Source organism: Brevefilum fermentans (genome assembly GCF_900184705.1).
In the GTDB taxonomy this organism is placed as follows: domain Bacteria; phylum Chloroflexota; class Anaerolineae; order Anaerolineales; family Anaerolineaceae; genus Brevifilum; species Brevifilum fermentans.
In genome coordinates this window covers 379,429-399,858 of record NZ_LT859958.1, presented here as the reverse complement: position 1 = coordinate 399,858, position 20,430 = coordinate 379,429, and the positions used below count along the sequence as shown (strand labels likewise).

Here is a 20,430-nt window from a genome sequence, read left to right as displayed (position 1 = left end):
ATGCAACGAACAAATTGATGCTTATGAAACACAAGTTCTCACATTATCTCTGCTCGGTATGCGGCGCTGAATATGGGCCTGAAGAGGTGACCTACACCTGCCCTGCCGATGGCGGAAACCTGAGCGTCATCCTTGATTACGCAGCCATCAATGCCTGGTACACTGCCCAAAAGTTTATGGATTTGCCGGAGGCATCGTTATGGCGTTACCTGAGCCTGCTGCCCGTGGCAGATCCGGGGGGCATTGGCACACCCCTGCGGCGTGCAGGATGGACGCCAGTGTATCAAACCACGCGTTTGGCGGAAAAACTTGGCTTAAAGAGTTTGTGGATCAAAGACGAGAGCCCCAACCCGACCGCATCATTTAAAGACCGAGCCAGCGCCATTGTGGTCGCTCGCGCAGCAGAAATTGGCGCTGAGGTTACCGTGGCTGCCTCAACTGGCAATGCCGGCTCAGCCTTGGCAGGTATGGCTGCCGCAGTGGGCGCAAAAGCGGTCATCTTTGCGCCAAGAACCGCCCCGCCCGCCAAAATTGCCCAGTTGATCATCTTTGGCGCTAAAGTATTGCTGGTGGATGGAAATTATGACCAGGCTTTCGATTTAAGTATTGAAGCGACGCACGCCTTTGGTTGGTACAACCGTAATACCGGTTTTAATCCCTTTACCACGGAGGGAAAGAAAACAGCAGGTTTTGAGATTTGGGAACAGGTGATCCGCCGCATGCCAGCGGAAAGCAAACCTCTGACCGTGTTCATCCCGGTGGGAGATGGAAATATCATCTCTGGCGTGCACAAAGGCTTTAAGGATTTACAAGCCCTGGGCTGGTTAGAAAAAATGCCGCGCATCATCGGTGTGCAATCCACCCGGTCTGCGGCTGTCGCCAATGCTTTTTGGCGCGGCGATGAGGATATCCAGCCCGTTCATGCGGAAACGCTGGCGGACAGCATCTGTGTTGACCTGCCGCGTGATGGTCTGCGGGCTGTGCGCGCGGCAACAGAAACCGGCGGCACCTACCTGACCGTGCCTGATGAGGATATTCTGGGGGCAATTGTCGAATTGGGTCGTGTGGGAATCTTTGCCGAGCCGGCGGCTTCAACAGCTTATGCTGGCCTGGTCAAAGCCGTTGAGGAAAAAATAATTGAACCCGATGATCCTGTGTTAGTGCTCAACACCGGCAGTGGACTGAAAGACGTTAATGCTGCCATGCAGGTTGTCGCTGCAGCGCCAATTATCGAGCCAACACTGGATGCGTTAAAAAAGGAGCTTGGATGACCTCACCAAAATTTACTGTCATTGCCCCCATCTTTAATGAGCTGGAAAATATCCCGGAACTGTATCACCGGGTTAAGGACGTGATGGATCGCACGGGTGAACCCTGGGAGTTAATCCTGGTTGACGATGGCTCAACAGACGGTTCCACGGAATTGATACGAAAACTGGCAGAGAATAATCCACGCGTGCGCCCGATCATCTTTGCCCGTAATTTTGGTCACCAAATTGCGGTGACTGCTGGCATTGATTACAGCCAGGGCGATGCAGTGATCATCATCGACGCTGACCTGCAAGACCCACCCGAGGTGATCCTCGACTTGATTGCCAAATGGGATGAGGGTTACGAAGTTGTCTTTGCGGTGCGAGAAGAACGCGAAGGTGAAACCTGGTTCAAACGCACAACAGCGGCTTTATTTTACCGGTTGATCTACCGGATCACCGATGTCAAAATTCCACTGGATACCGGGGACTTCCGCCTGATAGACCGGAAAGTCGTGCATGTCATGCAACAAATGCGCGAGAAGCACCGCTTCCTGCGTGGGATGTCAGCCTGGGTGGGCTTTCGGCAGGTGGGCGTCACTTATAAAAGACAGCCGCGTTATGCCGGCGAAACCAAGTACCCCTTCAAAAAGATGTTCAAGCTAGCTTTGAATGCCATCACTGGTTTTTCTTACTTTCCCCTGCAACTGGCAACGTATATCGGTTTTATTACCGCCGGGTTAAGCGTGGTCGCGATCCCGGTGGTCGCGATCCTGCGCCTGATCACCGGTACAGCCCTGTTGGGGCAGGCCACCACATTGATCGTCGTACTGTTTTTGGGCGGTGTGCAATTGATCAGCCTGGGGATTATTGGTGAGTACATCGGGCGCATCTATGATGAGGCAAAAAACCGGCCCCTGTACATTGTGGCAGAGGGACCTGAAATGCCGGCTAATGAAAATAAAAGTTTGTGAAAGCATCATAATATCCGTTACTGTGGAGATAATGCTTCTTAACAATATTGTCAGACAAATTTATAGGAGAATCTAAATGACAAAAATCGATTTAACCATGTATCCCGACCGACTTGAGCGAACCGTACAGCGTGTCCGCGAGCGGAATATCATCATCCCAACCTTTGAACAAATGCGCAATCCAAGCCTGGTTCCGGAGAAAATTAAAGAAGAGCTTAAAGGGATTGGTTTATGGGACATTCACCCACGAAACCTGTTCCGGATCACCTGGCACAATGAGCCGAAAGTCAGCGGTGGTTTATTTGGTGGGCTGAATTATTTGGAATTTCCCGAAAGCTTAACCGGTACACCAGCTCGCATTGTGGGTTTGGTAGGGAAGTGGATGCCGACTGGCTCTCACAAAGTCGGCGCGGCATTTGCTTGTTTGGTGCCGCGTTTGGTGACCGGACAGTTTGATCCGACCTATCAAAAAGCCGTCTGGCCTTCTACCGGCAATTATTGCCGTGGCGGCGCCTATGATTCAGCCTTGCTGGCATGCGAATCGATCGCCATTTTGCCCGAAGAGATGAGCCAGGAACGATTTGAGTGGCTGGCAAATGTCGCTGGAGAGGTCATCAGGACCCCTGGATCTGAATCGAATGTGAAAGAAATCTTCGATAAGACCTGGGAATTGCGTAAATCAGACCCCGATGTGATGATCTTCAACCAGTTTGATGAATTTGGTAATTACCTGTGGCATTACGACATCACCGGTCATGCGATTGAAGAACTGGTTAATGAAATTGCAGGACCCGGGGATGCGTATCGGGGCTTGATTTCAGCCACCGGTTCAGCAGGTACGATCGCCAGCGGCGATTACATGAAACAGCTCTATCCGTCCAGCTTCATCGCCGCGGTAGAGACTCTGCAGTGTCCAACGCTGTTGCTGAACGGCTTTGGCGCCCATCGCGTCGAAGGCATTGGCGACAATCATGTCCCCTGGATCCATAATATCGCCAACACCGATTTCATCATTGCCGTCGATGACAATGCGGTTATGAACCTGACGCGCCTGTTTAACGAGCCTGAAGGCAAAGCCTACCTGGTCAAAGAAGGTATATCGGAAGACCTGGTCGAGAACCTCGATTTGTTGGGCTTATCGAGCACCATCAACCTGCTCAGCGCAATCAAAGTTGCCAAATACCTGGAACTGACGAAAAACGATATCATCGTCACCATGCTGACCGACAGCATGGAGCTTTATGAAAGCCGCCTGGAAGAATTGCATGCAGAAGTGGGTCAGTACAGTGAAAAAGCTGCTGCCATAGATGATGCCCGCTGGCTGAAAGGTGTTACCACGGATTATATGGAAGAGCTGACCTATATGGGAAAGAAGCGCGTTCACAACCTGAAGTATTACACCTGGGTCGAGCAGCAGGGTAAGACCTATGAAGAAATCCAGGATATGTGGTACCAGCGCGATTACTGGACCGAGCTCCAGGCGCAGATCCCCGAAATCGATGCCAAGATTAAAGAATTCAACGAAAGGGTTGGATTGCTATAAAATTGGTGGTCTCACTTCGCGCAGCGCTCGGGGACGATAATGTTAAGTGGTTTGCTCGCTTCTCATACATCTTCTGATCGTTGAACAATTGCGATTAAACTGATAACAGGGTGTGTTGAAAAACGACACACCCTGTTTTGTTGTTAACCATCCATGACAAAGCACACCCATATTTTCCTATAACACAATTTTTTACACGTCGCTATTCCCCACTCACAATTCACCATTCACTATCATCGTCCCCGAGCGAAGCGAGTGGGATCACCATTCACCTCTTGTAAATCTTTCATGATAAAATTTGCATACCGACGAAAGACAAAAGGAGCGCCATGAGCACCATCCTGCCTGAAACAGCATTAATTTTGGTGGCGATACTGCCAACGCCGCGCGATTTCGACATTGCGCGCTTGTTTGGCTGGTACCGCATCCCGCTTAAAAGCGCACCCAAGATCATCTCGGTGGATTATCTGGCTTTTTACCAGACGCAATCCTTTGGGGGCGCTGGGCGCTGGCAGATCGCTTATGTGGCTGAGATCCTCGGTCATGAATTGACCCGGCGCCGCGACCTGATTCGCGATGAGATCGACCATCCCCGCGCCGATGAGGAATACTTCAAACTACAGATTGGCCCCTTGCAGCGACTGGAACACCCCATCCCGGCTGGGGATTGGAAACGAATCACCTTTTTTTATACCACGGGCGAGATGTTCCAGAACGCACAGACGATCAACGACCTGGTGATCAAATCCCAGGATGAACGCGAAGTTTTGTGGCATACGCTACGTGAGCGTGCCCTCAGGGCACATGAATACCGCGCACAAGAGCTGCCCGAATCATTACTGGATCCAGCCATCCTGGCGCTATTGGGAAAGTTTTCGGGATAATTTAAAAAAACGATCGGTGATTAAAAACAAAACCAGCCAGTTAGCGGAATGCTGGCTGGTGTTTTTTCTTTTTTTTATACCTTGAGGGCTACAGGGGTTGTACTTCTATAGCTTGCAGACCTTTAGGACCCTGTTCCACGGAGAACTCAACCTGTTGGTCTTCACGTAAAGATTTGAAGCCATTTCCCAGGATAGCAGAATAATGAACGAATACGTCATCGCCTGCTGCTCGTGAGATAAAGCCATAACCTTTTACGTCGCTGAACCACTTTACGGTTCCAATTTCTTTTTCTGACATTCTAAATATTCCTTTGTGTGTTACTAAAACAGTTCATTTTAAAGTCATGGTCTGGGTTGATAAAAAAACCATCCAGTCTCCGCAAGTCTGGACGGTTATTACCTTTCTCGAAGTATTCCTTCGTATACCAAAACTGACTTAACTACGGAGAGTATCTTACCCCACGCATCAGGAATGTCAATAGAGAATTTAAGTTTGTTTTCAAATAAACGATATTTACAGCCTGTTTATCGCTTCTTGACCCATGCCTTTTCTTATTTTCAGGTTTATCTGCTAAAATCATATCTATAACAGAAACTGTTCAGAACCTGGAGTAAATCTGATGACAACAATTATTAAAAACGGTACGCTGATAACCGCCAGCGAGACGTATCAAGCAGATATTCTAATTGAAGGCGAACAGATCAGCCTAATTGGTCAGGATTTGTCTCATTCTAATGCGGAATTGATTGACGCGTCGGGGCTACTGGTTTTGCCAGGCGGTGTAGACCCGCATGTCCACCTTGACCTGCCGATGTTCGACACGGTTTCCTCCGATGATCACTACACCGGGGGCAAAGCGGCTGCCTTCGGTGGAACAACCACCGTGATTGACTTTGTGCCCCAGGATGAGGGCACATTAGCAGACAACATCGCCCGCTGGCGTGCTAAGGCAGACCCCCTGGCATCGGTGGATTTTGGTTTTCATATGAACATCACCCGTTTCAACCAGGACGTCGCCAGGGAGATTTTTTCTTTGCCTGACCTGGGAATCACCAGCCTGAAGGTGTTTACTGCATATAATCAGCGCCTGCGCCTTTCAGACGGCGAGATCTTCCGGGTGATGCGCCTGGCACGTTCCGCTGGTATCCTGACCATGGTGCATGCTGAGAACGGTGATGTTATCGACATCCTGGTCGATGAAGCCCTGGCTGCAGGCAATACCGCCCCCATTTTTCATGCCAAAACCAGGCCAGCCTGGGGCGCGGTGGAGGCTTCTCTGCGCGCTGCTGCGCTGGCTGGACAGGCGGGCGATGCGCCTCTATACCTGGTGCACATGAACACCGCAGGAGAGGTCAATCAACTGGTTTATGCCCGTGAGCATGGGCTGAAAATGATGGGTGAAACCTGTCCACAATACCTGTTCTTTACTGAGGAAGACCTGCGGCGTGAAGATGGTGCAAAGTGGGTCTGTTCTCCGCCAATGCGCAAGCCAATCGATAATCAGCGATTGTGGAAGGGCGTCGAAGAAAAGACCATTCAAGTTATTGCCACGGACCATTGCCCCTTTTTTTATGATGGAACAACGCCAGTTGTTTATGAGGGTCAGCCAGTCGCCATACCGGGCAAGGAATTGGGTCGAGATAACTTTACCAAAATCCCTAATGGACTTCCCGGTCTGGGTGACCGCATGCCGATCATGTGGACTGAGGGTGTTGGACGTGGTCATATAACCCCTAACCAGTTTGTCGCCATGCATTGTACCAATCCCGCCAAGATCTTCGGTCTTTATCCACAGAAAGGTTCTCTGGTACCTGGAGCAGATGCGGATATTGCCCTTTGGGATCCCAATAAAGAATTGACCTATGGAGTCAATGTTGCCCATCACCGAACAGATTACAATCTCTATGAAGATTGGCAACTGAGGGGCTTCCCGGTGATGGTCTTTCTGCGCGGTCAGAAGATCGTCGATGGCGAGAACTGGTATGGCAAGCCCGGGGGAGGGCGCTATCTCAATCGCAATGAAGGTGAAATCCTGACATGATGTTTTACGGCTGCACTCGATGTTAATTCTGCTCCCAATCGGATTGTTGCTGCTTGGGTCTGTGGCAATCCTCATTATTGATCTCATTCGACCGAGGTTTGGAACAAGCTGGCTGATCGCTGTTGTTTCTGGCGTTTCAGCCTGGTTGGTGATCTTATTTTCGAGGCTACGCTTACCTACAACCCTGGATTTGCTTTCCTGGAATAACCCTGCCCATCACCTGACCGGGCATTTTTCTCTCCTGCTGGACTATCAATCCTGGCCTTATGTGCTGGCGATGATGACCATTTTGTTAGCCTTGCTGTTAACCGATGCAGCCCGCACCCGCTTTGACAGCAGCCCGCGTGCCTGGGTGGTGAGCCTGGCGATTACCGCCCTGGGACTGTTTGCCATTCAATCCGGGACCAGCCTGACCATGATGATGGCCTGGGTGGTGGTGGATTTGGTTGAATTATTCAATTTGCTGCTCCTGCAAGAGACGACCCAATTCAACCGGCGGATTATCATTGCTTATGGTGTGCGCACCGCATCCATTTTATTGCTGTATTTAGGAACGATGCTGGGATGGGCAGCCAATGGGGATTTCAGTTTTGCACAGGTCCCATCCAGCGCTGGTTTTGTATTCTTGCTGGCAGCGGGATTACGCCTGGGGGTGATTCCCCTTAACCTGCCCTTCCTTGTGGAGCCTGTTTTACGGCGAGGCGCGGGAAATACCCTCCGTCTGGCACCGGTTGCAGCCAGTCTGACGCTTTTAGCGCACCTGCCAGGTGAAATCCTTATGCCGGGTTCAAGCCGTTTGAAAACTGTGTTGATGGCTTTGTTGGCGCTTGCTGCCCTGTATGCTGCTGCTCGCTGGGTTGCAGCAAAGGATGAGATTGCAGGTCGACCGTACTGGATTGTTGCCTGGGCAAGCTTTACAACGGTGTCGGTATTGAATGGAGCCCCACAATCCGGCATCCCCTGGGGGATGGCTTTGATTTTATCCGGCAGCCTGCTGTTTCTTTATTACCCGCGTATCCAGCGGATCAATTTCTTGCTGTTACTGGGTCTATGGGGCATGTTGGGGCTGCCTTTCAGCCCTGCCGCATCCGGTTGGGCGGGCTTGCTTGGAGACGGTTTCACTCTGTGGACATTTTTATTGCTGGTCGCCCATGGGTTGATGATACTGGGTTTCTTGGAACACGCTTTAAAACCTGGCAGTGAAATCGGTGCGCTTGAATCCTGGGCACGCCTGGTTTTTCCGCTGGGACTGATTTTGATCATCCAGGTGAGCATTGTATTGGGCTTATTCGCATGGCCGGGCGTCCTCACTCCCGGTTTGTGGTGGATGGCGTTAATCAGCAATGCAATGATCCTGGCAGCTTTAATTCTTTCGCGCCGCTTTGGGGTCAGCCCACCTCATTTTCAGCTCCCCATCAGCAGCAGGGCTAAAAAAGTGACCGATTGGTTCTTTCCACGCCTTGAACCTGTTTTCCGGTTTGAATGGGTTTACCGCGTAACCTGGAAAATCTTAGGGTTTTTTAGCAGAGTCAGACAGTTGATGTCATCGATTTTTGAGGGTGAGGGAGGCATTCTTTGGACCGTTTTGCTCCTGGTATTGTTGATCAGCCTGTTAACAGGCGGGGGCGTTAACTGAAATGCAGTCGATATCCATGCTGGCATTAGCCACAATAGTGGTAGCCGTTTTGATCGTTATTATTTTCAAGGATTGGCGAGTTATCGCCGTTGCTTTAGGCGCTCAATACCTGGGTGCCTTTGCCCTGGTCGCCCTTTCGTGGCCCGTCAACCTGGCAATTGTGAAATTGATCACAGGGTGGATGGCGTCGTCTGTAATTGCCTTCACCTGTTTGCGTCAAAATCGGGAAGGATCTCAGCCAGAGAAAGCCTCCAGCTTATTTTTCAGGGGGTTAACCGGATTGTTGGTCATCGTGTTGGTTTTTATTTTGGCGCCACCGATGCAGGAGCGTATTTTCCCGGGCGTTGACCTGGTGATCATCCAGGGTGGTTTGATGATGATGGGAATGGCTCTGATGCAGCTTGGATTAAATTCAGAACCCTATCCGGTGATTATCGGCCTGTTCACCTTTTTATCAGGTTTTGAGGTGATCCATGCCGCACTGGAACTTTCCACCCTGTTAACAGGGTTATTCGTTGTGGTCAATCTGGGTTTGTCACTTGCGGGCGTGTATTTGATGGTTTCTGCTGAGGAAACCGTTGATGGTATCCAGGAAGAGGAACTGTGATGACTCTCAGCACCCCGGTCATCTGGGTCATTTTCCCGCTGGTAGGTGCCGCGATTTGCATCCTCTTATCCGGTAAACCGCAATTAAGCCTGATCATTGCCAGTGCAATTGCCTTTGGATTGGCTATTCTTGCCGCTTTTTTACCGCATGAACTCTCACTCGGTCCTTTGACGATCGTAATTGAAGAAAGCCTCAGGTTTTTAGGTCGCAGGATCACCCTGGTTTATGCAATGCTCCCGCTGATTGCGCTTTTATATGCTGCAACGGGTTTGTGGTTGCTGAGCAGTAACCTGCCCGGTGTGCCAAAGACGTTTCGCCCGATCAGCTTGGTGGTTATTGCCGCACTGACAGCAGCCCTGGGTGTTGAACCCTTTCTGTATGCCGCCCTGCTGATTGAAACAATGGTGCTGGTTTCAGTTCCAATGTTGAGTTCCTCAACAAAAGAAAATCGCCGTGCAGTCTTGCGCTTCCTCAGCTTGATGACCCTTGCCATGCCCTTTATCTTGATAGCCGGCTGGTTGTTGACCGGTGTGGATACACTGCCTCCAGAAAGCCCCCTCATCGCTCAAAGTGCGATTGTCCTGGGCCTCGGTTTTGCCATTTGGTTGGCTGTATTTCCCTTCCATAGCTGGGTGCCAATGATCAGCCAGCACAGTCATCCCACGGTGTTCAGCTTCTTGTTTTTTATTCTGCCCACTGGTGTCCTTGTTTTTGGGTTAAATTTCTTCAATCGCTATGGATTCCTGAGAACATCTGAAACCCTTTTCAATGTCATCAGGCTTATCGGGGTGCTGATGATTGTTTATGGAGGGGTGTCAACGGCTGTTCAGGAGCATCTCAAGCGCGCCTTTGGATTTTCAGTGATGGTTGAGACAGGATTCTCCCTGCTGGCGATCAGTTCTGCCACTTCTGGCGGCATTGTTTGGATGCTGATGATGCTTCCACCGCGTGCCCTGGGATACTGGCTATGGGGATATACCCTGACGCGGTTTGAATCCCGTTATGGTGGGGGCTTGAACTTGAAGATCATCCAGGGTGAGGTTCTCAGGATTCCCTATCTCTCCTCTGGTTTGATATTGGCACAATTTAGCATCGCGGGCATGCCGCTGCTGGCTTCATTTCCGATCAAAATTGCATTACTCTCGCAGGTTCTGGCTGAGAACATGGTTTCCGGGCTTTGGAGTTTTTTTGGGGGCTTGGGTTTGTTTATATTCACAATTCGCCTGTTATTAAGCTTTCATCAACCGATCGACATCGAAATTAAACAACCCTGGTTCCTTCAGGATAAGTTCTCGCATTTCTTACCCATACTATTGATGGTTATTGTATTGATCATCTCAGGTTTGTTTCCAGGCAAGATTTTTTCAGGCATCATCGATATCCTGGCTGCTTTTCCCCAACTCCAATTTTTACCATAGATCTTGTTTTCTACACAGAAGGCAAAACCGGGCGAAAAAGCTGGTTTTCCTGTATAATGCTAATGCACAAATTTCGCACCAACTCCAAACTTAAGCTGGGGTTGACGTTTACCTCAAAGATAATAGGTGAAAATCATGAATGATTTAGCAAACTTAGCACAACTTGAAAAGCGGATCGATTTTCTTGATAATGAGCGCCGCAACGATAAGACGGCGCTGGCAGCCATGCAAAGCAAAATTGACAACCTGACGACTGAAAACTCGAGCTTGAGAATGCGTTTATCCGATCTGGAAAGTGAAATATCACGCATTAACACCATCATGGCACGTGTGGATCAGTTTGACGTTGAAATCGCCAACCTCCGCACAGAGTTCTCCCGTCAAATCGATGAGATCAAAAGCTCATCGATAGAAAAATCGCTTCAGGCTGAAAAACACAGCCAGCGCATTGAAGACTTAAATTTAGATCTGATTGATGTCCGAAAGAAGATAGCCGAATTCGAGCAATTGCCCGGGCAGATTGAAGAGCGCAAGGTAGAAGACTCACGCCTGGCGCGCTCGATCGAGGAATTAAAAGTCCGGGTGAATGAAATTAACCGGTTTGATGAGGAGTACAAACGCTCGGTGAAGATGTTGGAGGAAAACATACGCCAGGAAAACAAACGCGTAACAGACCTGCAGGGCGAGATTTCAGCGCTGCGCAAACGCCTGGACGAAAGCCGCGGGAAGCAGGATCTGGTGAGCGATGGGATGCGCAAACTTGACATTCGGATCAAGGAACTGGTGGATGCCGAATCAGAGCGCAAGGAGGCGCAGATCGCATTTATTGAAAAAATCAATGTCGCTCAGGTTGAGCGAGATCGCACCTTCAGGTCGTGGTCTGAACGCTTTGAGAAGGTAGAAACCATCGCCCACGACGTGGAAAGCGAGATTACCAAACTCACTGAAACTCACAGTTCGGCAAGAAAAACGCTCAGCAGCCTGGACGAGGTCACGCAGCGCTTTGATCGTCGCGTGAATGAAATCACCGAAGTGCAGCGACTGAACGAGGATCGCTTCCGCCAGGAGTGGACCACCTTCAAATCCGATGACCAGAAACGCTGGTCGAACTACACCCTGGCGCAAGATGAGCAGCATCGAGAAATGAATCGAGAACTGGAAAGTTTTGGCGACCGGATTACTAACCTGGAAACCCTCATCAAGTCCTTGCAAGACGATCTCGACCAGGTGGGTCGGGAGAATCTTAAGCGTATGCAAGCCCAGTTGATGGCTGTCCGTGAATCGATTGAGGCATACAACAAGATTTTTAAAAGTTAGTACTGAAGAGGAGTCTTCGCGTGCAAGTCATTGGCACCGCTGGTCATGTTGACCATGGGAAATCGTCACTCATTAATCGGTTGACGGGGATCAACCCGGATCGACTGAAAGAAGAACAGGACCGGGAGATGACCATTGAACTGGGTTTTGCCTGGATCACGCTGCCTGACGGCAGCGAAATTGGCATTGTGGATGTTCCCGGGCATCGTGATTTTATTGAAAATATGCTCGCAGGAGTTGGGGGAATTGATGCGGTGTTGTTTGTGGTTGCTGCTGATGAAGGTGTGATGCCGCAAACCGCTGAACACCTGGCGATTATTGATTTGCTGCAAATTCCAGCCGGCGTGGTGGCACTTACAAAATCGGATCTGATCGATGACCCCGATTGGTTTGACCTGGTCGAAGCCGATTTACGGGAAATTCTGGTTGGAACCGTCCTCGAGCAGGCGCCAATCATCCGCGTCAGTGCGAAGACCGGCCAGGGGCTTGATGCGTTGGTGGAAGCCCTGCAGGAGATCAACAAACAGCATCCGCACCGCCCGGATTTGGGTCGCCCGCGGTTGCCGGTGGACCGGGTCTTCACCCTGCCGGGTTTTGGTACCATCCTGACCGGCACGCTGGTCGACGGACAATTGGCTGTAGGTGATGAGGTTCATATCCTACCCAGCGGGGTTAAAGGTCGCATCCGCGGGTTACAAACCCATAAACAATCCGAACAAAAAGCCCTGCCAGGAGGGCGAACTGCGGTCAATGTCAGCGGTGTGAGCGTGGACGCAATCTTTCGCGGTGATGTGCTTGTTCACCCTGGCGATTACCAGGTCACAAAGATGATTGATGTGTACTGTAAAATCTTGCCAGATGCCGAGACAGCGCTGAAGCACAACATGGAGGTCAAGCTTTTCCTGGGCGCAGCCGAAGTCATCGCCAGAGTGCGCGTTCTGGGAGCACAGGAATGTCCCCCGGGTGGCGAGGCTTTTTTACAGCTGATGCTTCAAAAACCCCTTGTTGCCCTCAGGGGTGATCGTTTCATCCTGCGCCGCCCTTCTCCTCCCGCAACGATTGGCGGCGGTCAGATCCTGGATGCTCACCCTGCCCGCCGACATCGCCGCTTCAATACGGAGCGCTTAGAGAACTTAGCGCAGCTTTTGATGGGAACCCCGGAAGATATTGTGCTGCAAACAGCACTGAAATTGGGGTTGAGTTCTCCTCAAAATCTGGTAGAGCACAGCGGGCTGGAGCAGGAACAGGCGCAACAAGCGCTGAATGCACTGATTGACCAGGGGGTGCTGATCCATTTCAGTGAAGGTCGTATGGTTTTGCCGCGGGTGAGCTTTGAACGGGTCAAACAAGATATCATAACCCGTTTGCAGGAATACCATCAAAACTATCCCTTACGCGCCGGCATGCCGCGAGAACGCCTCAAATCACAAATGGCTTTGAACACCAGGGACTTCGACGGCATGCTTGCTCACCTGTCCGCGGCTGGCATCCTGGTTGAGTCGGGAGCTGACCTGTGGCTGAGCCAGCATCAGATCAACTTTACTGCGGAGCAAAAGGCGCAAATCGAGGGGCTGATGAAGGCTTTCGAAGCGCAGCCGTTTACGCCGCCCTCTTACAAATACAGCCGTGAAGCCGTCGGAGAGGAATTGCTAAATTCAATGCTCGCCCTGGGAAAACTGGTTCGGATTGGCGAGGATGTTTTATTCCTGCCCCAGGTGGTCGCAGAGATGCGCCAGGCTGTGATCAGCCATATTCAAAACCAGGGCAGCATCACCCTGGCTGAGTTGCGCGATCAATTTGACACCAGCCGCAAGTATGCAGTCGCTGTTTTAGAATACCTGGATCAGACGGGGGTGACGGTTCGCCGTGACGATGCCAGGGTTCTGACAAAGCATTTCGCTCCGTAACTGGATAACAGATGCCGTAAATCCTGTGTCATCGACGGGCAGGGGTATTAAAAAAATTGGAAAGCGTTTCACGCTTGAGTGATGGTAAAATTAATTATCGTCTCTAAAAATAAACCTTAGGAGGAACATTGATAATGCGTTGGAAAATTTTACTCACAGATGGTCTTTCTGAGATCAGCGACCCGGATTTGCTCGCATCGGTGGAGTTGATTGACAGAAAAGGGATTTCTCCCGAAGAATTATTAGATGTGATCCCTGAAATGGACGCGGTTATCGTTCGGGGGCGCACAAAGATAACCGACGAAGTGCTGACGAAAGCGACCAACCTGAAAGTGGCAGGTCGGATGGGGGTTGGTGTCGATAATATCGACTTGAAAGCAGCCGAAGCGCATGGCGTCACAGTGGTCAATGCCCCGGTTTCAACCACGGTCTCGGTGGCAGAGCTCACCCTGGGTTTGATGTTGAGCCTGATTCGCAGCATCCCCAAGGCTGATGCCGGGATGAAAGCCGAACAATGGCTCAAAAAAGACCTGGTTGGGACGGAACTTTACAAAAAAACCCTGGGAATCATCGGTTTTGGGAACATCGCGAAGGCGGTCCTGCAACGGGCTTTGGCTTTTGACATGAAGGTGATCACCTACGGATCTTCAAAACCACAGGATGAAATTCGCAGTTTTGGCGCCGAACCGGTCAGCTTTGACGAGTTTTTAGCGCAGTCAGATATTATCACCCTTCACGTTCCCCACAAACCCCAGACCCATTACCTGCTTAATGCCGAAGCATTCAGCAAAATGAAGGATGGCGTTTTGATTATCGACGCTTCACGCGGGGGCGTGGTTGAAGGCAGCGCCCTGCTGGACGCCCTTAACAGCGGAAAGGTGGCTGGTGCGGGGCTGGATGTCTTTGAAGCAGAACCGCCCGCAGCAGGCGATCTTTTATCCACACATCCCAAGGTTGTGGCAACACCCCATATCGGCGCACAAACGGCAGAAGCCCAATTGCGGGCAGGCTTTGACATCGTTGAGGAAGTGGTGGCTGCGCTGGAAGGAAAGCCGTTGCGCTGGAAGATCGTTTAGCCGCCCGATTGACTGCCCCGTTTGATTAATCTTCGAGAGATAGGATATTTATGTCTGAAAAGCCAGAATACTCACCCAAAATGCAAACCCTTCTGGAACGTGTGGCAGAGTTTACAGACCTGCAGCACATTATGGCCGTGTTGGGGTGGGATCAACAAATTTATATGCCACCCGGGGGCGCTGAAGAGCGTGGTTTACAGTCTGCCGCATTAGGTCGCATTTTGCACGAGAAATTTGCCACCGAGGAGTTCGGTCAGTTGATTGCGGATCTGGAGGCAGAAGTGGGGGATTTGAACGCGGAAACAGACGCAGCGCGCTCGGTTAAAACAGTCAAGAGGGCTTACGAGAAGCAAGTAAAAGTGCCGCTGCCGATGTTGATGGAAACCATCAAAGCGCAAACCATGGGGCACGAAGCCTGGGTCAAAGCAAGAGCACAATCTGATTTTTCCATCTTCCAACCGCACCTGGAAACCCTTGTTGACCTGCGCAAGCAATACGCTGACCTGTTTAAGCCCTATGATCATATTTACGACCCGCTGTTGGATGATTTCGAGCCCGGTATGAAAACAACTGAGGTTAAAGAAATCTTCGACGCGTTACGTCCACAGCAAGTAGAACTTTTACAGGAAATTGCTGAAAAAGAACCGCCTGACAATTCCTTTATCAAGCAGCATTACAATGAGGAACATCAGGAGCTGTTTGGTCGCCATGTGATCACCTGTTTTGGTTATGATTGGCAGCGCGGTCGCCTGGATGTGGCGCCGCATCCCTTTACCACCGAATTTGGCTACGGAGATGTGCGCATTACCACCCGCTACCTCAAACAGGATGGTGGCTCAGCTTTATTTAGCACGATGCACGAATCCGGACATGCCATGTACGGTCAGGGCGTGCCTGAAAAGTATAAACGCCATCCCCTTGGCGGGGCAAGCTCACTGGCGATTCATGAATCGCAATCGCGCTTGTGGGAAAATATCGTCGGACGCAGTAAGGCGTTCTGGTCGCACTTTTATCCTTCTTTCCAGATGCTCTTTTCGCAGCACCTGGGAGGGGTCAGCTTGGAAGACTTTTACCGCGGGATTAACAGGGTCGAACCTTCATTTATCCGGGTTGAAGCCGATGAAGCCACCTACAACATGCACATCATGTTGCGCCTGGAAATTGAAATTGGTTTGATGGAAGGAACAATGAATGTCGCTGATCTACCAGAGATCTGGAACAGCAAGATGCAGGAATACCTCGGCATCACCCCGCCTGACGATGCGGTTGGTGTGCTGCAGGATATCCACTGGAGCGGCGGGATGATCGGGTATTTCCCCACCTACGCACTCGGCAACCTGGCTTCAGCACAGCTATGGGAAAAACTCTTGGAAGAAAACCCCGATGTTCCGGATGAAATTGCCAGGGGTAAATTTGATACCATCCTGGGGTGGATGCGCGAGCATGTCCATCAATATGGCAGTAAATTTGAACCCCAGGAGATTATGCTCAAGGCAACGGGCAGCAAGATCACCCCTGAACCCTATATGGCTTACCTGAGGAAAAAGTACACGGAAATTTACGATCTTTAAAGCGGGTTGAATATTTTTGATAACAGGGGCTGTTCCAGCAATCAATGCAACAGCCCCTATTGGTGAAAAGGTGGAATATTGTATAATTCCTCCATGCAATCTTACCTGCGCTTATTTCTTTCACTGAGTTTGATCTTAGCTTTTGTGCACGCTGCCAATGCACAACCGACACAACCGATGACCATACTTAGCCCGGGTGAAGGTTCATTGGTGACGGCGCCGATCGAGGTGACCGCAATGATTCACGCAGGAGAAGACGGCTTGGTCAGGTTGACCCTGGTGGATCGGAAACAGAACCTGCTTGCCAGGCAGTTGCTCAGGGTGGATGCTCTCAGCGACTCAACCTTCGAATTCTCAACCCTTCTGGCTTTCGAAATCCCGACGGACACGACTTCTGCTATCCTTACGATCACAACCCAGGATCGCTTCCATCGTCCCCTAGCGATGCGTTCGGCAATGTTGAACTTGGCAAACGGGGGTGAAGAGCAAATCCTGCTACACCTTAATGAAGACCCCTGGCTGACAGTAACTCAACCTGAACCCGGCGCTGTCATCAGCGATTCCCCGCTGCTGATTACAGGAACTGTCAGGCCGATTAATGAAACCCCGATTTATTTTGAGTTAATGACCGAGCGCGGGCGCGCCATTTTTAGCAAACAATTGGCTGTGGAAACGCCCGGCATCGATTTCGAATTTTCGGTCTCACTGGCTTATTCGCCGGTTGTTAAACAGGAGAACATGCGCCTGGTGATTTGGCAGTCTGCTGGCTGGCCAGGTGTGATAGGGGTTTTAGACAGCCTGCCGGTGATCATCGCGCCCTGATTGCGTTGATCCTGGTCCGGGCAAGACCCCATCAGCGTTGGAAAATGTCCTTACATTCTGGATATCGGTTCAATTTTATAAATCAAACCAAGTATAATTGTTGAAGTTTTATTTGATGGACTCACTGTTGTTGTTTGGAGGTTGTTTTGCCTAAAACCTACGATGTGATTATCATTGGCGCCGGAATCGTTGGCAGTTTGGTCGCCCGTTTCTTATCCAGGTACAAGCTGGATATTTTGTTAATTGAAAAAGAGGTCGATGTTGGCATGGGAACCAGCTCGGCAAATTCCGCTATTCTGCACGCGGGATACGACCCGCCGACAGGTTCGAATAAAGCGCTGACCAACGTGATGGCGGTGGAGATGTGGCCCGGTTTATCACAGGAACTGGGAATCAAGTACGAGCGCTGCGGAGATTTTGTGGTTGCCGTCAACGAAGAAGAGGCGCAGGTTCTGGAAGAACTGCTGGAGCGTGGTCGGCGGAATGGCGTACCGGGTCTTGAGATCATCAGCGGCAAGGAGTTGCGCCAACGAGAGCCGTTGATCCGCCCGGATGTGGTGGCAGCCCTGTGGGCGCCGACCGGCGCGATCAGCGATCCCTTTGCTGCCACCGTGGCCGCAGCAGAAAACGCGGTGATGAATGGCGTGGAACTGATGCTGGAAACTGCCTTTGAAGATTTCATCATTGAAGGGACGCGCATCATCGGCGTGCGCACCAATCGAGGCGAATTTCTCTCGCGCTGGACGGTCAACGCAGCCGGGCTATATGCGGATGAGGTTATGCATCAGGCTGGCGTCCGTCCGGAATTTGTCATCAAGCCCCGGCGCGGTGAATATGTCATTCTGGATCAGGCAGATTTCAAGTTGACCCAGCTCACGGTGTTCTTTCCAACGCCCACGGATAAAGGAAAAGGCATCGTAGTGGGAGGCACGCTGCACGGGAATGTAATCGTTGGTCCCAATGCCAATTTTGTGGACTCTAAAGAAAACAAGGCGATGACCACAGAGGGCATCCAGGAAATTTGGGAGGGCGGCAATAAGCTGCTACCGGCGATTAAACGTAAACACATCATTGCCCAGTTTGCCGGATTGCGCGCCACCGGTAATGCGCCCTCACCCAACCCGGATATCAATTACAACCAGGATTTTATCATTGAAATCCCGGATCATGTTTCAGGATTGGTTAACCTGGGCGGGATTGAATCACCCGGGTTCACTGCTGCACCGGCGATCGCTCTCAAGGTGATCGAGCTGCTGCAGGGCGCCGGCGAAGTCCTGGTTGAAAAAACGGATTGGAACCCGGTACGGGTTCCCCGCCCGGTTTTTCGCAACCTGAGTCGAAACGAACAGGCAGCTTTAATCGCCAGGGACCCGGCTTACGGACGGATCGTGTGCCGCTGTGAAACGGTCACTGAAGGAGAAATACGGGCTGAAATCCATGCCCCGATCCCGGCGACTACTTACGATGCCATCAAGCGGCGCACCTGGACGGGTACCGGTCGTTGCCAGGGTGGGTTTGATATGCCGCGTGTAGTGGCGATCCTCGCCGAAGAGTTGGGGCTTACACCGGAGGAGATCACAAAAAAGGGTGGCGCTTCGAATTTCCTTTCGCGCCGGACCAAGGATGTTGATCAGGATCATCTGAGCGTGGAGGCGTTGATATGAAACGAAATTATGATGTTGTCATCATCGGCAGCGGACCGGGCGGGCTGGCTGCTGCTATAGCCGCCAAGGAAAATGGCGCCGAGGATGTGCTGATCATCGAGCGCGATGTTGAACTGGGCGGCATTTTACTGCAGTGTATTCACAACGGCTTTGGACTGGAATTATTTAAAGAGGATTTGCCCGGCCCTGCCTATGCCCAACACTTCATCGAGAAGGTCCGGGGTCACGGCGTGGAAACCCTGATGGACACGATGGTGCTGGACATCACCCCCGAACGGACGATCTACGCCATCAACAGGGGCTTGGGTTACATTGAAATTGAAGCGGGCGCGATCGTCCTGGCAATGGGCTGCCGTGAGCGCACTCGGGCTCAAATTTTACTGCCCGGCTCCCGTCCGGCAGGTGTGTACACTGCCGGAACGGCTCAGCGCTTTGTGAATGTTGAAGGCCATATGCCTGGCGAAAAATTTGTCATCCTGGGTTCGGGCGATATCGGCATGATCATGGCGCGACGGCTGACCATTGAAGGCGCGCGGGTTGAACGGGTGCTGGAAATCATGCCTTATCTGAGCGGCTTGACGCGCAACTATGTGCAATGTCTGTTGGATTATGGAATTGTCTTAGAGAAACAACGCACGGTCAATCGCATTATTGGAAACAACCGGGTGGAAGCGATTGAAGCCGTCAGCGTGGATGCTGACTGGCAACCCATCCCCGGCACTCAGGAGATCATCCCCTGCGATACGTTGTTGCTCTCCGTGGGCTTGATCCCGGAAAATGAGCTTTCCAAACAGGCCGGCGTCCTGCTGGACCCGGTGACCAACGGACCCTTTGTCGATGACCGCTTTATGACCAATGTCCCCGGGATTTTTGCCGCCGGGAATGTGGTGCATGTGTATGACCTGGTGGACTGGGTCACCGAGGCGGGTTATGTGGCGGGGAAGGGCGCGGCAGCCTTTGCCCGATCTGAACGAGTTGAACCGGGCGAACACATTCCGCTTAAAGCGGGTGAGAATATCCGTTACGTGGTACCCCACAAGCTGGACAAAGCGCACCTGGCTGAGGAGTTGGTTCGACTGCAGATGCGCGCCATTGTACCGATTGAAGCGCGCGTTTTGGTCACTGTGGAAGACCAAAATGGTGAGGTGGTGGCTAAAAAAGCAGAACCCTATGCTCGCCCCGGGGAGATTTTAACCCTGGCGCTCAAACCCCAAGCCTATGAAGCCGTTCAAAAGGCAACCTCTTTGACAATTAACGTCAGAAAGCGGTAAAGTAAATCATTATTGGTAGAAAAAGGAACGAATTATGGTTGAGATCAGTGAAATTATCTGTGTAACCTGCCCCCAGGGCTGCTTGCTCAAGGTTAAGCACGAGGGCTCCCATGTTTTGGAAGTGTTAGAAAGCGGCTGCAAGCGGGGCAAAGAATATGCGATTAGTGAACTGCAGGATCCTCGACGGATGGTGGCTTCCACGGTGAAAGTGAAGGGGGGACTGCATCCGCTGGTGCCTGTTTACACAAGCACAAGTTTTCCCAAGCTTCTCATCCCGAACCTGGCAAAAAAATTACGCGACATTGAAGTGCAAGCACCGGTCAAGATCAACCAGGTCGTCCTGCAAAATGCGCTGGGAACAGGCATCGATATCATAGCCAGTCGTGACATGCCTGCAGAAAAAAGTGAATCGTGAATGATGACCGTGTCACTTTCTGGATAATGGTGA

The 20,430-nt window shown here is 51.2% G+C and carries 17 protein-coding genes; 16 read left to right on the top strand and 1 reads right to left on the bottom strand.

Translation table 11 applies throughout. The features are described from left to right. The first annotated feature begins 23 nt into the window (after positions 1 to 23). From CFX1CAM_RS01740 to CFX1CAM_RS01725, 4 genes are all read left to right on the top strand, one after another. On the top strand, positions 24 to 1,271 hold the full coding sequence (locus CFX1CAM_RS01740) for a threonine synthase (RefSeq protein WP_087863207.1): 1,248 nt from the start codon (positions 24 to 26) through the stop codon (positions 1,269 to 1,271). Beyond that, positions 1,268 to 2,224 carry a glycosyltransferase family 2 protein gene (locus CFX1CAM_RS01735; RefSeq protein ID WP_087861355.1) on the top strand — a complete coding sequence of 319 codons (957 nt, stop codon included), beginning with the start codon at positions 1,268 to 1,270 and terminating at the stop codon, positions 2,222 to 2,224. Before CFX1CAM_RS01740 ends, CFX1CAM_RS01735 begins: the two co-directional genes overlap by 4 nt. A 76-nt stretch (positions 2,225 to 2,300) precedes the next feature. After that, positions 2,301 to 3,767: a pyridoxal-phosphate dependent enzyme gene (locus tag CFX1CAM_RS01730; protein WP_087861354.1), complete on the top strand. Its 1,467-nt coding sequence runs from the start codon at positions 2,301 to 2,303 to the stop codon at positions 3,765 to 3,767. A gap of 329 nt (positions 3,768 to 4,096) precedes the next feature. Continuing rightward, on the top strand, positions 4,097 to 4,651 hold the full coding sequence (locus tag CFX1CAM_RS01725) for a hypothetical protein (protein WP_087861353.1): 555 nt from the start codon (positions 4,097 to 4,099) through the stop codon (positions 4,649 to 4,651). Between the two features lie 88 nt (positions 4,652 to 4,739). Here CFX1CAM_RS01725 and CFX1CAM_RS01720 read toward each other — a convergent pair whose 3' ends face one another. Continuing rightward, complete coding sequence (locus tag CFX1CAM_RS01720) at positions 4,740 to 4,949, bottom strand: cold-shock protein (protein WP_087861352.1); 210 nt, start codon at positions 4,947 to 4,949, stop codon at positions 4,740 to 4,742. A 322-nt stretch (positions 4,950 to 5,271) separates the two neighbouring features. Here CFX1CAM_RS01720 and hydA point away from each other — a divergent pair, with 322 nt between their 5' ends. The 12 genes from hydA to CFX1CAM_RS01660 all read left to right on the top strand — a co-directional run bounded on the left by hydA (position 5,272) and on the right by CFX1CAM_RS01660 (position 20,397). Beyond that, positions 5,272 to 6,693, top strand: a complete 1,422-nt coding sequence (hydA, locus tag CFX1CAM_RS01715; RefSeq protein WP_087861351.1) for a dihydropyrimidinase — start codon at positions 5,272 to 5,274, stop codon at positions 6,691 to 6,693. Positions 6,694 to 6,712: 19 nt separating this feature from the next. Beyond that, the gene (locus CFX1CAM_RS01710) at positions 6,713 to 8,329 is read left to right on the top strand and encodes a hypothetical protein (RefSeq protein ID WP_087861350.1); all 1,617 of its coding nucleotides are present in this window, start codon (positions 6,713 to 6,715) and stop codon (positions 8,327 to 8,329) included. 1 nt (position 8,330) lies between these two features. Beyond that, positions 8,331 to 8,936 carry a hypothetical protein gene (locus tag CFX1CAM_RS01705; protein ID WP_157891642.1) on the top strand — a complete coding sequence of 202 codons (606 nt, stop codon included), beginning with the start codon at positions 8,331 to 8,333 and terminating at the stop codon, positions 8,934 to 8,936. Further along, the gene (locus CFX1CAM_RS01700) at positions 8,936 to 10,354 is read left to right on the top strand and encodes a proton-conducting transporter transmembrane domain-containing protein (RefSeq protein ID WP_087861348.1); all 1,419 of its coding nucleotides are present in this window, start codon (positions 8,936 to 8,938) and stop codon (positions 10,352 to 10,354) included. Before CFX1CAM_RS01705 ends, CFX1CAM_RS01700 begins: the two co-directional genes overlap by 1 nt. A 135-nt stretch (positions 10,355 to 10,489) precedes the next feature. Further along, positions 10,490 to 11,671 (top strand): coiled-coil domain-containing protein, encoded by a 1,182-nt coding sequence (locus tag CFX1CAM_RS01695; RefSeq protein ID WP_087861347.1) that lies wholly within the window; start codon positions 10,490 to 10,492, stop codon positions 11,669 to 11,671. Between the two features lie 20 nt (positions 11,672 to 11,691). Next, a complete protein-coding gene (selB, locus tag CFX1CAM_RS01690) occupies positions 11,692 to 13,578 on the top strand; it encodes a selenocysteine-specific translation elongation factor (RefSeq protein ID WP_197687147.1) in 1,887 nt (628 codons plus the stop codon). 134 nt (positions 13,579 to 13,712) lie between these two features. Next, the gene (locus CFX1CAM_RS01685; RefSeq protein WP_087861345.1) at positions 13,713 to 14,654 is read left to right on the top strand and encodes a hydroxyacid dehydrogenase; all 942 of its coding nucleotides are present in this window, start codon (positions 13,713 to 13,715) and stop codon (positions 14,652 to 14,654) included. 50 nt (positions 14,655 to 14,704) lie between these two features. Continuing rightward, positions 14,705 to 16,225: a carboxypeptidase M32 gene (locus CFX1CAM_RS01680; protein ID WP_087861344.1), complete on the top strand. Its 1,521-nt coding sequence runs from the start codon at positions 14,705 to 14,707 to the stop codon at positions 16,223 to 16,225. A 78-nt stretch (positions 16,226 to 16,303) separates the two neighbouring features. Beyond that, positions 16,304 to 17,047 (top strand): hypothetical protein, encoded by a 744-nt coding sequence (locus CFX1CAM_RS01675; RefSeq protein ID WP_157891640.1) that lies wholly within the window; start codon positions 16,304 to 16,306, stop codon positions 17,045 to 17,047. Between the two features lie 146 nt (positions 17,048 to 17,193). After that, positions 17,194 to 18,711, top strand: a complete 1,518-nt coding sequence (locus tag CFX1CAM_RS01670) for an NAD(P)/FAD-dependent oxidoreductase (RefSeq protein ID WP_197687146.1) — start codon at positions 17,194 to 17,196, stop codon at positions 18,709 to 18,711. Further along, the gene (locus CFX1CAM_RS01665; RefSeq protein WP_087861341.1) at positions 18,708 to 19,982 is read left to right on the top strand and encodes an NAD(P)/FAD-dependent oxidoreductase; all 1,275 of its coding nucleotides are present in this window, start codon (positions 18,708 to 18,710) and stop codon (positions 19,980 to 19,982) included. Before CFX1CAM_RS01670 ends, CFX1CAM_RS01665 begins: the two co-directional genes overlap by 4 nt. A gap of 34 nt (positions 19,983 to 20,016) precedes the next feature. Next, the gene (locus CFX1CAM_RS01660; protein ID WP_087861340.1) at positions 20,017 to 20,397 is read left to right on the top strand and encodes a DUF1667 domain-containing protein; all 381 of its coding nucleotides are present in this window, start codon (positions 20,017 to 20,019) and stop codon (positions 20,395 to 20,397) included. Positions 20,398 to 20,430: the final 33 nt, after the last annotated feature.

What these genes read in the sequence shown, in the direction of transcription:
- CFX1CAM_RS01740 (WP_087863207.1), top strand. Translation starts at nt 24, where the DNA reads ATGAAACACAAGTTCTCACATTATCTCTGCTCGGTATGCGGCGCTGAA.
- CFX1CAM_RS01735 (WP_087861355.1), top strand. Translation starts at nt 1,268, where the DNA reads ATGACCTCACCAAAATTTACTGTCATTGCCCCCATCTTTAATGAGCTG.
- CFX1CAM_RS01730 (WP_087861354.1), top strand. Translation starts at nt 2,301, where the DNA reads ATGACAAAAATCGATTTAACCATGTATCCCGACCGACTTGAGCGAACC.
- CFX1CAM_RS01725 (WP_087861353.1), top strand. Translation starts at nt 4,097, where the DNA reads ATGAGCACCATCCTGCCTGAAACAGCATTAATTTTGGTGGCGATACTG.
- CFX1CAM_RS01720 (WP_087861352.1), bottom strand. Translation starts at nt 4,949, where the DNA reads ATGTCAGAAAAAGAAATTGGAACCGTAAAGTGGTTCAGCGACGTAAAA.
- hydA (WP_087861351.1), top strand. Translation starts at nt 5,272, where the DNA reads ATGACAACAATTATTAAAAACGGTACGCTGATAACCGCCAGCGAGACG.
- CFX1CAM_RS01710 (WP_087861350.1), top strand. Translation starts at nt 6,713, where the DNA reads ATGTTAATTCTGCTCCCAATCGGATTGTTGCTGCTTGGGTCTGTGGCA.
- CFX1CAM_RS01705 (WP_157891642.1), top strand. Translation starts at nt 8,331, where the DNA reads ATGCAGTCGATATCCATGCTGGCATTAGCCACAATAGTGGTAGCCGTT.
- CFX1CAM_RS01700 (WP_087861348.1), top strand. Translation starts at nt 8,936, where the DNA reads ATGACTCTCAGCACCCCGGTCATCTGGGTCATTTTCCCGCTGGTAGGT.
- CFX1CAM_RS01695 (WP_087861347.1), top strand. Translation starts at nt 10,490, where the DNA reads ATGAATGATTTAGCAAACTTAGCACAACTTGAAAAGCGGATCGATTTT.
- CFX1CAM_RS01685 (WP_087861345.1), top strand. Translation starts at nt 13,713, where the DNA reads ATGCGTTGGAAAATTTTACTCACAGATGGTCTTTCTGAGATCAGCGAC.
- CFX1CAM_RS01680 (WP_087861344.1), top strand. Translation starts at nt 14,705, where the DNA reads ATGTCTGAAAAGCCAGAATACTCACCCAAAATGCAAACCCTTCTGGAA.
- CFX1CAM_RS01665 (WP_087861341.1), top strand. Translation starts at nt 18,708, where the DNA reads ATGAAACGAAATTATGATGTTGTCATCATCGGCAGCGGACCGGGCGGG.
- CFX1CAM_RS01660 (WP_087861340.1), top strand. Translation starts at nt 20,017, where the DNA reads ATGGTTGAGATCAGTGAAATTATCTGTGTAACCTGCCCCCAGGGCTGC.